This window comes from Paraburkholderia madseniana, from assembly GCF_009690905.1.
GTDB classification, from domain to species: domain Bacteria; phylum Pseudomonadota; class Gammaproteobacteria; order Burkholderiales; family Burkholderiaceae; genus Paraburkholderia; species Paraburkholderia madseniana.
Genome location: NZ_VOSW01000058.1, coordinates 25,005 through 36,894, shown reverse-complemented (window position 1 = coordinate 36,894; position 11,890 = coordinate 25,005). Strand labels below are relative to the sequence as shown.

At 61.6% G+C, this 11,890-nt stretch carries 11 protein-coding genes; 7 read left to right on the top strand and 4 right to left on the bottom strand.

Going from position 1 to position 11,890, the window contains the following annotated elements; genetic code table 11:
• Positions 1–31: 31 nt before the first annotated feature.
• Genes FSO04_RS27550 through imuA form a run of 3 tightly spaced genes read right to left on the bottom strand, consistent with a single transcriptional unit; the run spans position 32 to position 5,288 of the window.
• Positions 32–3,175, bottom strand: coding sequence for an error-prone DNA polymerase (locus FSO04_RS27550; RefSeq protein WP_154564474.1), 3,144 nt, complete (start codon positions 3,173–3,175; stop codon positions 32–34).
• A 6-nt stretch (positions 3,176–3,181) separates the two neighbouring features.
• Positions 3,182–4,651, bottom strand: coding sequence for a Y-family DNA polymerase (locus FSO04_RS27545; protein ID WP_154564472.1), 1,470 nt, complete (start codon positions 4,649–4,651; stop codon positions 3,182–3,184).
• Positions 4,572–5,288 (bottom strand): translesion DNA synthesis-associated protein ImuA, encoded by a 717-nt coding sequence (gene imuA, locus FSO04_RS27540; RefSeq protein ID WP_154564470.1) that lies wholly within the window; start codon positions 5,286–5,288, stop codon positions 4,572–4,574. The genes FSO04_RS27545 and imuA overlap by 80 nt, the downstream gene beginning before the upstream one ends.
• Before the next feature lie 87 nt (positions 5,289–5,375).
• Between imuA and FSO04_RS27535 the strand changes: the two genes are divergently transcribed.
• The 4 genes from FSO04_RS27535 (at position 5,376) to FSO04_RS27520 (ending at position 9,761) form a co-directional block, all read left to right on the top strand.
• The gene (locus FSO04_RS27535) at positions 5,376–5,660 is read left to right on the top strand and encodes a hypothetical protein (protein ID WP_154564468.1); all 285 of its coding nucleotides are present in this window, start codon (positions 5,376–5,378) and stop codon (positions 5,658–5,660) included.
• 26 nt (positions 5,661–5,686) lie between these two features.
• Entirely contained in the window at positions 5,687–6,034 is a 348-nt protein-coding gene (locus FSO04_RS27530; protein ID WP_154564466.1) for a hypothetical protein, read from the top strand.
• 724 nt (positions 6,035–6,758) lie between these two features.
• Positions 6,759–8,726: a diguanylate cyclase domain-containing protein gene (locus FSO04_RS27525; protein WP_154564464.1), complete on the top strand. Its 1,968-nt coding sequence runs from the start codon at positions 6,759–6,761 to the stop codon at positions 8,724–8,726.
• A 12-nt stretch (positions 8,727–8,738) separates the two neighbouring features.
• Positions 8,739–9,761, top strand: coding sequence for a helix-turn-helix transcriptional regulator (locus FSO04_RS27520; RefSeq protein WP_154564462.1), 1,023 nt, complete (start codon positions 8,739–8,741; stop codon positions 9,759–9,761).
• A 166-nt stretch (positions 9,762–9,927) separates the two neighbouring features.
• On the opposite strand, the gene FSO04_RS27515 is transcribed toward FSO04_RS27520, so the two are convergent.
• Positions 9,928–10,326, bottom strand: coding sequence for a helix-turn-helix domain-containing protein (locus FSO04_RS27515; RefSeq protein WP_007731404.1), 399 nt, complete (start codon positions 10,324–10,326; stop codon positions 9,928–9,930).
• A gap of 88 nt (positions 10,327–10,414) precedes the next feature.
• On the opposite strand from FSO04_RS27515, the gene FSO04_RS27510 reads away from it, so the two are divergent.
• Genes FSO04_RS27510 through FSO04_RS27500 form a run of 3 tightly spaced genes read left to right on the top strand, consistent with a single transcriptional unit; the run spans position 10,415 to position 11,885 of the window.
• Positions 10,415–10,675 (top strand): helix-turn-helix domain-containing protein, encoded by a 261-nt coding sequence (locus tag FSO04_RS27510; protein ID WP_154564460.1) that lies wholly within the window; start codon positions 10,415–10,417, stop codon positions 10,673–10,675.
• The gene (locus tag FSO04_RS27505; protein WP_325063537.1) at positions 10,633–11,469 is read left to right on the top strand and encodes a lytic transglycosylase domain-containing protein; all 837 of its coding nucleotides are present in this window, start codon (positions 10,633–10,635) and stop codon (positions 11,467–11,469) included. The genes FSO04_RS27510 and FSO04_RS27505 overlap by 43 nt, the downstream gene beginning before the upstream one ends.
• Before the next feature lie 50 nt (positions 11,470–11,519).
• A complete protein-coding gene (locus tag FSO04_RS27500; protein WP_154564456.1) occupies positions 11,520–11,885 on the top strand; it encodes a hypothetical protein in 366 nt (121 codons plus the stop codon).
• Positions 11,886–11,890: the final 5 nt, after the last annotated feature.

Below are 11,890 nucleotides of genomic sequence, written 5' to 3'. Positions count from 1 at the left end.
AGGACGGTGCGCCAATATGGTACGCCGGTTCCTAGTGGAAATTTCGCGTCGACGTGACGAGCGAGCCGAGCAGCGGGGACACGTCGACCAGTCGGTGCGCGACGAGGTGGCGCACTTCACCCTCACGCTGCCAGACGCCGTACACTGCAAGTAGTGACGAGCCAAGCGCTTCGCGTCGCTGCTTTTCGAGCAGGGACGGCCAGATGATGACGTTGACCTGCCCGGTCTCATCCTCCAGCGTGACAAACATCACACCCTTGGCCGTGCCCGGCCGCTGCCGGACCGTCACGATGCCGCAGGCACGTGCGAGCTGCCCGTTCCGGAATCCGGCCAGCGTCGACGCCGGCAGCAGGCGCTGGGCAAGCAGGCGAGGGCGCAGCAGTTCCAGCGGGTGCCGGCCGAGTGTCAGACCGAGGGTCCGGTAATCACTGGCGATCTGCTGGCCTTCCGTCATCGGCGCGAGGACCGGCGTCGCGTCGTCATCAGTCGCGCCGCGCAGCAGATCCCGGTCAGGTACCGCAGCCACCGCATGCCAGAGTGCCGCGCGCCGGTCGCCGGCGAGCGAGCGTAACGCGTCGGCCGCCGCGAGCGCCTGCAGATCCTTGCGATCGAGCTGCGCGCGTCGTGCAAGATCGGAGACATCGGTAAAGGGTCGCACGGCGCGCGCGAGCTCGATGCGCGCAGCGGCCTCCTCCTTCAGGCCACGCACGAGCGACATGCCGAGGCGTACCGGGGAAGAAGTTGTCTGGCCTTCAACCTCCGAATCCCAGTTGCTCAGCGTCACGTCGACGGGCAGCACCTTTACGCCGTGGCGCTTCGCATCCTGCACGAGCTGTGAGGGTGAATAGAATCCCATCGGCTGGCTGTTGAGCATCGCGACGAGGAACGCGACCGGCTCATGACGCTTCAGCCAAGCACTCGCATAGACCAGCAGCGCGAAGCTGGCCGCGTGGCTCTCCGGAAAGCCGTATTCGCCGAAGCCCTGAATCTGCGCAAAGATGGCCTCGGCAAACTCGCGGTCGTAACCGCGCTCGAGCATCCCGTTCACGATGCGGTCGTAGTAGGCTTCGAGTCCGCCCTTGCGACGCCATGCAGCCATCGCGCGACGCAACTGGTCGGCCTCGCCGGCGGTAAAACCGGCCGCGAGCATCGCGACCTGCATCACCTGCTCCTGGAAGATCGGCACACCGAGTGTGCGCGAGAGCGCCTGCTCCATCTGCGGGCTTGGATAGCTGACGGGCTCCAGTCCCTGCCGCCGGCGCAGGTAGGGATGCACCATGCCGCCCTGTACCGGGCCCGGACGTACGATCGCCACCTCAATCACGAGATCGTAAAAGCAGCGCGGTTGCAGGCGGGGCAGCATGCTCATCTGCGCGCGCGACTCGATCTGGAATACGCCAACGGTATCGGCTCGACAGATCATCTTGTAGGTCTCGGAATCTTCGGCAGGAATGTCCTGCAGTTCGAACGGCTCGCCACGCTTTTCCGAAATGACGTCGAGCGCGCGGCGGATGGCCGACAGCATACCGAGTGCGAGCACGTCGATCTTCAGCAGGCCAAGTGCCTCGATGTCGTCCTTGTCCCACTGGATGATCGAGCGGTCGGCCATCGCGGCGTTCTCGATTGGCACCAGCCTCGACAGCTTGCCGCGACTGATCACGAAGCCACCGCTGTGCTGCGACAGATGTCGTGGAAAGCCCACCAGCAGCGCCGCGAAATTTGCCCACTGCATGATCAGCGGAGACCCGGCGTCGAGCCCCGCCTCGGCGAAGCGGTTGAGCAGATCGCCGCTCGAATCGAACCACTGATAGGCCTTCGCGACGCGATCAACGATTGCCGGATCCACGCCGAGTGCCTTGCCCGATTCGCGAAGCGCGCTGCGTGGGCGGTACGTCGTCACGGCGGCCGTCAGCGCCGCGCGATCGCGCCCGTACTTGCGATAGATGTACTGGACGACTTCCTCGCGGCGCTGATGCTCGAAATCCACGTCGATATCGGGCGGCTCACCGCGCTCCTTGCTGATGAACCGTTCGAACAGCATCGACGAGCGCGCGGGATCCACCTCGGTCACGCCAAGCGCAAAGCAAACGGCCGAGTTGGCCGCCGAGCCGCGCCCCTGGCACAGGATGCCTTCGCTGCGCGCGAACCGGACAATGTCGTAGACCGTCAGAAAGTACGGCTCGTAGCGCAGATCCCCGATCAGCGCGAGCTCGTGTTCGATCTGCAGTTGCACCTGATGCGGGACGCCTTCCGGCCAGCGGCGATGTGCGCCGATGTAGGTCTCCTGTCTCAGGTAGCTGGTCGGCGTATGGCCGGCAGGCACCAGCTCGTCGGGATACTCATAGCGCAGCTCGTCGAGTGAAAACGTGCACAGTCGCGCAATCCGCAGCGTCTCCTCGAGCGTGCGCTGCGAATACAGGTTGGCGAGCCGCAGACGCGATCGCAGGTGCCGCTCAGCGTTGGGCGCGAGATCATAGCCGCATTCGGCGACCGGTCTGCCGACCCGGATCGCCGTCAGCACATCCTGCAGCGGTTTGCGCGAACGCACGTGCATGACGGGCGCACCGGTCGCGACGACGGGAACGCCGTGGCGCGCCGCGACGTGTTCGACGGCGCCGCGGTGAATATCGTCCATTGCACGCGCGTGCAATGTCAGTGCGACCCATGCGCGATCGCCGAAGGTCTGGACGAACCACTCGACCTGCGTATCCAGTCTGTCTTCATCGGCGGGGTAGTCCGGTGACAGGATCGCGACGCATTCGGGCAGTCCCCGCAGGTGTCCAAAGGGCTTCTCCGGGTGTGCGAGATCCAGCGGCGCGAGCCGGTAACTGCCCTTGTGCGCGCGCATGCGGCCGAGCGTAATCAGCTCGGACAGGTTGCCATAGCCTTCGCGCGTCATCGCCAGGGCGGTGAATGACAGGGCCGGCGAGCCGTCGGCACTGCTCAGGTGGAAGTGCGACCCGACGATGAAAGGCAGCCCGGCCTTCTTCGCCTCGACGTGTGCGCGCACGACGCCGGCAAGCGAGCATTCGTCCGTCACGGCCAGCGCGGCATACCCGAGCTGTGCGGCGCGAGCGGCGAGATCCTCGGCGTGCGATGCGCCGTGCAGAAAGGAAAAGTTGGACGCGCACTGCAGCTCCGCATAGTCGGGCAGTGCGCCGTAGGTCGGCGCCATGGGCGATCACCCGAACAGGCCGTGCAGGAACCAGCGCGGCTCGCGTTCCTCGACGGCGCTTACGCGCTCCCGGAAGACCCAGTAGTGCAGCGCGTCTTCGGACTCCGCGACAAAATAGTCTCGCGTCACCGGGTGCCCATCCTGCCAGCCGACCTCGATCCGTTCGCCCGGCGAGACCATGCGCAGCGGCGTGCCGTAGAACGGGCGGTGGCCACGCATGATGAGCTGCACCGGCTTGTCGAGCAGCCACGTGGGCCGCGGAAGGTTCGGCGGCAGCAGCGTGGACCTGACGGTCTCGCCGATGGGAAGCCAGCGTGCGGCGACTTCCGGGCGGTGGTCGGCAACCGGCGCCGCCTTGAGCACGTTCTGCGCGCCGAGCCGGGCGACGAGCAGCTCCATCAGGCGCGCGTGATCCTGCGGCGAGCCGCCGGGCTCCGGAAACAGTGACTCGCTGGGTGCGTCCGCTTCGCGAACGTCCTTTGCATCGAGGCCAACGGCGATGACCGGCGCGGCCAGTTCGACGCGGCCCAGCCGTTCTTTCAGCAGGCGCACGAGGTGTTCCTCGCGTGACGTCGGTTCGCCAAGCGCGATTTCGATTGCCGTCGGCGGCACCGCCGCGCGGCCGCGTTCATGCTCGAGCTCAAGTACAAACCGCGCGATCGCCAGCTGTCGCGCCGACAGCCAGCCGGTCATCTGCAGGATCAGCCGCCGCGCCGCGAACAGCACGGCTTCCGCATGCTCGATCCGGTCGGGCAGCTCGAGCCGCGCGCTGAAGGCGGGGGGCAACTCCAGCCATTCGTACACTTCCGGCGCCGCGCCCGTCGCGCGATCAAGCGCATCCAGCAGGGCCGTGCCGCAGCGTTTCTTGAGGCCTGCGCGGGGTAGTCGCCGGATGTCGTCGACCGTTTCGCATCCCAGTCCGTCGAACCATTCGGCGTAGGGGCGCGCCGGCGGCAGGGCAGGTAACGGCACGCGACGCAGCGTACGGTCGACGGAGCGCAACGTGAGCGCGATGCCAGCCGATGACCGGGCGAAGAGCCACGCGGCCTGCCCCGTAGGGGCAATGGCAAGTGTCGCGGTCACGCCGAACGCGCTCACCGTTTCACCCGCCCGCCGGCGCAGTGCCCGGATGCCGCCGAAGAGGCGCAGGCTCGCCGAGACGTCGGCCAGTACGACCGATTCCTCCGCCAGCACCACGTGGGGGGTGAACTGCAGCAGGGCGAACGCCACGCCACGAACCAGCTCCGCTTCACGGGTGAGATCACGTTCCCGGATGACCGCGTCGGGGACGAGCGTCAATACGCCACCGCGGCGCATGCCGGGCACGATGCCGGCCGAGTGCGCCGTGCGGTCGAGCGCGACAACGCGGTCCTTCTCCAGCACGACAAACCCGGCCTCATGGCGTGGCATCGACCAGCGCGGGAGAAACGACTCGAGGGCGAGGTGCGGCAGATGTACGCCGATCCAGAGTTGCATATCGGCTCAACAGGGCAGGTGAAGGTACGAGAGGAACGAAAACGGGTTCGTCGCGCTGCGGTCCGCGGCGCTTGACGAAGGTCACTTCAATACCGCCCCTGGCGGCTCGCAGCGCAAGCCTCAGCGGCGCTGGCGACGTCGCCTGGGCGGCCGCGAGTGGGCGAAACAGGAACAGCAGCGTGTCCGAGGCCTGTGCGGCCAGATGCAGGCGCCGGAGCGCTTCCTGCCGCACTTCGGCCTGCCAGAAGAGCAGGGCGCCGCAGGTGCCGGCACGCAGGATCTGCTCGGCGGCCCACAGCGCATCAGCCGTGCGTGGTGCGCGCAACACGCAGGCCTGTCCTGCGGGAACGCCCAGCCACGCCAGTCCGGCGGGTTGTAGCCGATGCGGCGGCTGCAGCAGGAGCAAGGGGCGGGATCCGACGGTCGCCAGTGCGGGCTGCAGCAGACGCAGTTCACCGCAGCCAGCCTGCGGCGTGAGTAGTTCGGTGAGCGCGCCCGCGGGCCAGCCGCTGCCCGGCAGTTCGGCGGCCAGCGCGACGTGGCCGCACGACACCACCCGATCGAAGCCGGCGGCCAGCTGCGAAGCGCGCCATAGGGACGGGTGGATTGCTTCCGGAATGGGGGACGGGACGGTCATTGAATTGCGCAAATACCTGTATGGATGTACAGTATCCTACACGGAAATTCGTGGCGACGAACGGACACTTTTTTGGGGAGAGGCTAGATGGATACAGGCGTTCGCAAGGCCGCCAGCCATCCGATGCCGGAAATCGCGGCGTTTGTTGCAGACATGAAAGCAGTGTTCGGCGAGCAGGAAATCGATGAAGCCATCCGCCGCAGCAAGGCGGGGGAACCGACGTTTTACGCGTGCGAAAATGGCCGTACTGTTGGCACCCCTACGCCGACGCAAACCAACGTCTGGCGTGTTGACGGGGCGGTGCGTAACCGTCATTACTGTGCTGGCTGCGACGGTTTATGTGTGGGCACCGCGAAATCGTGCCGGGCGTGAACGGCACCAGAACATACGGAGAGAACATGTTTCGATTTTTGAGCGCGGGGGTAATGCTGCTTGCTGTTGCATCGACCGGAGTCGCAGGCGAACACTACGTTGAAATCTGGAACCCGCCTGAGGCGCGGATGCAGCCGTCCGGAAACGGCAAGCCGAAACTAGGCAAGGTTGCGGTTCTCTCACGTCACACATCCAACGCTACACCGCGCCAGGGCGCAGACCCGGTAGTGAAATCGTTAGCGAACAAGCACGCGGGGAATGGCCTTAAGAAGGTTGCGGTGCCGCGCGCGGCAGACCTTCCCCGAATAATGACGCCCGAAGGCAATGTGCTCCGTGTAAACGACGGGGGAGCGCTGGTCAAGGTAGTTCGATAAAGAAAAAAGTCCGTCTGGGAAGGAACCCAACTCTGAGGTGCCAAGCCGGTCTTCCATTTTCTTTCGCGACAGATGTGGTTACGCATCCGCGATATTCGGCCAAGCCCAGCCGCATCGCAAAGCAGCGTCCACGCCGAATTGGGAATGCCGGCATCCTCGCTAATTCAGCGCCTGATCTGCCGGCCACTTTTGTCTGCCGGTCGAGAGAAAGCGGTGTTGTTCCTTTCCGCAGAGCAAACACCTTCTGGTCGACCGGGGCTCCGATCTCGAGAAGGTCATTGGGTCGCAGGCAATATCGGTGCCGTCGATCATCTCGTATATAATAAGGATTCCAAACAACAGTAGGAGATCTGTAAGCACGTGTCGGAGTTCAAGTCGGGCGAATCATCGACAGCGATCTTGATCGTTATGGTGCTCGGCCCGAAATCAGTCAATGGCGTCGCGGACCTCATGCAGCGATGCGCGAAAAACTCGCCAGCCACTATGTCCCTGCAAATCTCGAACGTTAGCTGTCCGCGATGCGTTCAGAAGCGATCCTTTCTGTAGGAGAGCTTCGGAAAGCATTGCACGTCGGTTCGTTCGGAGACGCATGCCCGCAACGGCGATGAAGCACACATCACCTTTTTCCGCATGCGAGCCGCATAAAAATGATTGCCTAGCATGTAACGTTTTGTAAAAACGTCCTGTCCGATTCGTTAGACGATTTATGGTTCTTCGGATGGACATGTACGAACACGAAGCGATAGATCTGTTCCGGGCAACGTTTGAAACGCTGAGTCCCCGCTGGCAGTTATCTCACGATAGCAATGCCCTCGAACTGAGCCCGATTACCGGGCCGGTCGCCGCAGCTGTGAAGCTGTCATCCGAGCAGGCCACACAGATCCGCACACTTGCCGGTGTCACCTCGAGCGTGACTGTCGACGCGCTGCTGTTTGAAAAGAAGTTTCGTCTTCACCTGGTCGGACGGAAAATCGATCGAACGAGGTGGGCCGGAACGGCCTCTCCGAGCATCAATGCTGAAGCTGTCGCGGGTGATCTGGCGCGCGGGCTGTCATTTGCAGAGACGGTCCTGTCGGAAGTCAATTCACTGGTTGTGATCCTGAATCGCGACGGCTCTATTCAACGGTTCAACCGGTTCGCCGAAGAACTTTCCGGCCTCAGGGAAGCTGACGTAATCGGGAAAAATGCGTGGGACCTGTTCATGTCCCACGAGGACGGAAGTGAGTCCCGTCAGAACATAGAAAGTTTTTTCCTGCGCGGCGAGGCGTACGAGGTGGAACGGACGGTAAAAACGATCAGGGGTCCGCGACTGTTCCAGTTCCGCAACAAGTTCGCCAGAACGGGAGATCGCCCTGACGAGACGTTTCTGATCTGTTCGGGCATCGACATCACAGAAGAACGACAGGCTCGCGATCGCCTGGCCGAGTTGGCGAATACCGATACGTTGACCGGTTTGAGGAATCGGAACTACCTAATGGACCGCCTCGACCATCTGATGGCGAGTCCGAAATGCGTTGGTCGACTCGCGCTTCTCTTTATCGATCTCGACAACTTCAAGCGAATCAATGACTCCCTCGGGCACAGGGACGGGGATCAACTGCTCAAGCAGGTGGCGAAACGCCTGCAGCGCGTCGCCGGAGATGAGCCGCAGGTCATTCGCGTTAGCGGCGACGAATTCGTGATCGTCGTTAGCGGTGACTTTGCCCGCTTCACAGCGCAGGAACTGGCAAACCGCGTCATAGAAGACTTTGATCTCGCCTACGTGCTGCGCGCGAATAGCTATCGGATGCGGGCAAGCATTGGAGTGGTCGAGCACGTGCAGCACGGAGACAACGCATTCGATCTTCTTACACGTGCTGACCTCGCGATGTATGCGGCCAAAGCAGTTGGTAAAGGCAAGGATATCAGCGCGTGCCATCTATATACGCCAGAACTGTCTGAACGCGCTGAGCGCGGACTGGAGTTCTATCAGGCGCTGCAGTATGGATTTCTCAGGAAGGAATTCGCGCTGGACTACCGGGACTGCTATACCGTCGACGGAACGGCACGCGGTTTTCTTGCATTGGTGCAGTGGAATCGCGACGGCGTGGCCCCCGTGGAGGGACGCGAGCTTTTCTCAATGGTCGAGTCGTCCGGCTTCGGCGTCCAACTCGGCGAGTTCCAGTTGACCGAGGCGTGCCGCCAGTTGCAAGAGTGGCGTGCCGCTGGGCAGATTGTTCAGCACGTTACCTTGAATGTGCCGTATGCGCAGCTCGTTGACGGTGACCTTGCCGGCTGCGTATCCGAATGTTTGCGTGAGCACGCGATGGAGCCGTCGTCCCTGCGGCTGATTGTCCAGAACCGCCTGGATCAAACCGCAGCACATGTTCTCGACAAGCTGGAGACGATACGTTCCACAGGCGTGCAGATTCTTGCTGCGCTTACGACCGACTCGGCATTTCCGAATTTGGCGAAGCTGCAAGTTGACGGCCTTTGCATCCACGAAGAGCTTGTGGGGCGCGTACCTTCTGAGCCGGTTTCCCGGGCACTCGTTAAAGGCATAGTCGGCGTCTGTAACGAGATGGAATTGAGCGTGCTCGTTCATGGTGTGGACAGCAAGGAGCAGTTCACGTGGCTCACGCAATTCCCCGAAGCTGAGGTTCAAGGTCGGTTTGTTACTGATGCCTTCTCCGCGACGAGTTCATCGATGTAGAGGCGTACGTCGATGCAGGAGAAAGTGATCGAGCCGACTACACCCGCGCCACTGCATGAAGATGCATACCGCATTTTCAATGAGTGCGTGGAATTGAGTCTGTCGCAGGACTCCATCCTGACGCGCAGGTTAATCCGGAGCGACGGCGCGTCATTCAGCCAGCTTGTCGCGATAGATAGCTTGGACGATCTGTCGGACTTTGCCACAGCTGATCCATATGAGACCCACCTGCAGGGGAGTTACGATCGTATTCGGCAGAAGTGCGCCGCAGCCGTGGGGGGTGATCGCCCGCGGCAGGTAGAAACGGGCGACCCGGTAAGACTAATTGGCGAGCTTTCAATGTGCGCGACGGAAGGCGCGCTGCTGTCCAAGGTGCGCACCATCATCGCGGGTCTGGGCGGAATGCAGTTCACTTACCAATGGATCCGTTTTAACGGTGCGAATCCTGCCACTGGCGATTCCGTGGAGACACGTTACCTTGTTGGTTGCAGACCTGCCTGGACACAACAGTACATAGCAAGGCTGTGGTACATGAACGATCCCTACGTGACATACGCTAGAGCGAATGTTGCGCCTGCGCTTGCGTCGCACGTAAATGTGCATCGGGTCGATCACTGGCTGGTGACAGAGGCGCGCATGCACGGCTTTGCGAGTGGGATCGTTGCCCCGGCACATATCCATGGCCATGGTCTGGTCGGGCTACTACATGTGAGCAATTCAATCCGGGCGCCTGCTGGCGAGGGTGTGCTGTGGGACAACCGGGTGCTATTTCGCGCCATCTCGTCGGAACTCCTAGACTGGCGCGTGTCGCAAGTACGCCAGAATGCGCTGGCGAAGTATGAGCTCAGCGAACAGGAGACACAGATCCTGCGGATGCTGCGCGATGGCGCAAGCGCATCCCATGTCGCCGATCAACTGGGAATGTCAAAGCATACTGTCTATAAAACAATCTACCAACGGATCACCAGAAAAACGGGCGCAACGAGAATTACAGATGCCGTCGAAAAAGCGGCCGCCCACGGCCTGCTTGACTGAATCTGCTGCCGTACCCCGCAGTATTCATGCCACAACAAAATAATTAGGATAACGTAGTCTCAGGCTTGTGCATACTAATTCGGTGGCTTGAATTCGCCATTGCCGCTGCGTCATAGTGTCACTACCGTTCTAATGCGATAGCGCGGATTACTGCGTAATTAAATAGTCAGGAAAGAAGGTCGATTGCTTTCTGCGCGACAAGCGGATCCACCTGACCAGTTTCGGATGCGGTCTGATAAACGAGTGCGAACAGCTTGGCTTTCTTTTCAATGTCCATGGAATGCCCAGCGGCGGAGATACTTGTTTCGATAATGGCGAAAACGCTTCGTATCAATTGCTCATCAACGGCGCCGTAACGCGGAGCTCGTTTCCCGGTCAGCAAGTACGACACGTCAAAGCCGTGCTCAAGCAGTGTCATGAGATAGCCAGCGTCCGGATAGCGCTGTTCTTTTTCGTAGGCAGACTGTGTCTTGCGGTTGATGCCGGTCCATTCGGAGATGTTTCCCTGAGTAAGTCCGAGCCGGTCACGCTCCTCGGCTAGGCGCAAACCAAACGTAGATGGCATATAAATTGGTCTTTTGTGTTGCGAATGGAACAAAAATGTCCCATACTGGTAGCAATTTGTCTTAGCCGATCAGTATACGGGCCACCGCATGGCACTGAAAACATTGGAAGAGGTACGCGCAGAGTTCGACCGGTGTGGAGTCTCGGTTTCGAGCTGGGCCGCAAGACACGGAATCCCTCGCAACATCGTTAACGGCGTGTTGCAGGGAAGACTGAAGGGCAAGCGCGGCCACGCGCACAACGCGGCGGTCTTGCTGGGACTGAAAGACGGCGTTGTAAATCGTGAGGATGCGCACGAGCCAGATCTTTGCGAGGTACTGCCAGCCAGGGAAGGGCAGGTGAGGGAGTAGGAGCGGTCGGCGTCGATGTAGCGAGCATCGGCGCCGACCTGACCAGTTGTTGGAACCTGAGAGGTCGACAATGGCTAAAGCCATTATATCGTTCGGGCACAGCCGGCGACATAACGTGGGCGAGGGGGGAAGTCATGCTTGATTTCATCCCGTTAGCCCAGCAATGCGCGCCGAACGTCCACCCCACGACGCTTCAGGCGGTCGTGAGGACTGAGTCCGGCTTCAATCCGTACGCGATCGGAGTCGTTGGTGGCCGCCTTGTTCGGCAGCCGCGTGATCGTGAAGAGGCCGTAGCGACGGCGAAGGCACTCGAAGCGCAAGGCATCAATTTCAGCATGGGGCTTGGACAGGTCAACAAGGCCAATCTTGCCCGCTACGGACTGACCTACGAAACCGCCTTCGACCCGTGCGAAAACCTGCGCGCGGGCAGCGCCATCCTGCACGACTGCTATCAGCGGGCGGTCGCAGCAATGGGGCAGGGCACACCGGCATTGCGTGCTGCTATCAGCTGTTACTACAGCGGTAATTTCACGCGCGGCGAGGCAGCCGACGCCGGCGGCACCAGTTACGTACAGCGCGTTGTTGCCAACGCCCAGATCGCGGCAGGTTCAACCAATGTCGTTCCTGCGATTCCTGTTGTGATGAACAGTCAGTCCGACAGACCAGCACGCGCAGCAGCGCCCGATGCCAAAACATCTTCCGCGCGCCGCAGTGGCCCAAAACAACGGCAGGACGCACCGCACCCGTCATGGGATGCATTCGGCGATTCCGCTTGTGACAACGACTGCAACTGACCTGAGCCGCGACGACGCGGCCTGATCTCAACCACGTGAAAGGAGAAGACATGAATCGCAATGCGAAGCTCGCGACCATGAAATTAGTACCACTGAAAGGTTATTCATATCGCATATCAATGCGGCGAATCGCAACCCGTATGCGCCAGACGATGGCCCTCGGCATCGCAATCGGTCCGGAACTTGCATTCGCGGGTGGTGGGCTCGATTCGGCGACGCAGGGCGCGACCACCTTCAAGATCTGGCTCTATTCGTTCCTTGGCGTCGTCGCGGCCTGCGTGCTGATGTGGAAAGGGGCGGAGTGCTGGGCCGATCGCGCGCACTGGAGCGAGTTTGTGACGATGTGCGGCAAGGTGGCGGCGGTGGGCTCGGTGGTCGGCGTGCTCGCGCCGTATCTGTGGAACATGTTCAGCTGAGCACG

Coding starts and splice junctions, on each gene's coding strand:
- imuA (WP_154564470.1), bottom strand. CDS start 5,288: ATGACCGTCCCGTCCCCCATTCCGGAAGCAATCCACCCGTCCCTATGG.
- FSO04_RS27530 (WP_154564466.1), top strand. CDS start 5,687: ATGTTTCGATTTTTGAGCGCGGGGGTAATGCTGCTTGCTGTTGCATCG.
- FSO04_RS27535 (WP_154564468.1), top strand. CDS start 5,376: ATGGATACAGGCGTTCGCAAGGCCGCCAGCCATCCGATGCCGGAAATC.
- FSO04_RS27520 (WP_154564462.1), top strand. CDS start 8,739: ATGCAGGAGAAAGTGATCGAGCCGACTACACCCGCGCCACTGCATGAA.
- FSO04_RS27525 (WP_154564464.1), top strand. CDS start 6,759: ATGTACGAACACGAAGCGATAGATCTGTTCCGGGCAACGTTTGAAACG.
- FSO04_RS27550 (WP_154564474.1), bottom strand. CDS start 3,175: ATGGCGCCGACCTACGGCGCACTGCCCGACTATGCGGAGCTGCAGTGC.
- FSO04_RS27545 (WP_154564472.1), bottom strand. CDS start 4,651: ATGCAACTCTGGATCGGCGTACATCTGCCGCACCTCGCCCTCGAGTCG.
- FSO04_RS27515 (WP_007731404.1), bottom strand. CDS start 10,326: ATGCCATCTACGTTTGGTTTGCGCCTAGCCGAGGAGCGTGACCGGCTC.
- FSO04_RS27500 (WP_154564456.1), top strand. CDS start 11,520: ATGAATCGCAATGCGAAGCTCGCGACCATGAAATTAGTACCACTGAAA.
- FSO04_RS27510 (WP_154564460.1), top strand. CDS start 10,415: ATGGCACTGAAAACATTGGAAGAGGTACGCGCAGAGTTCGACCGGTGT.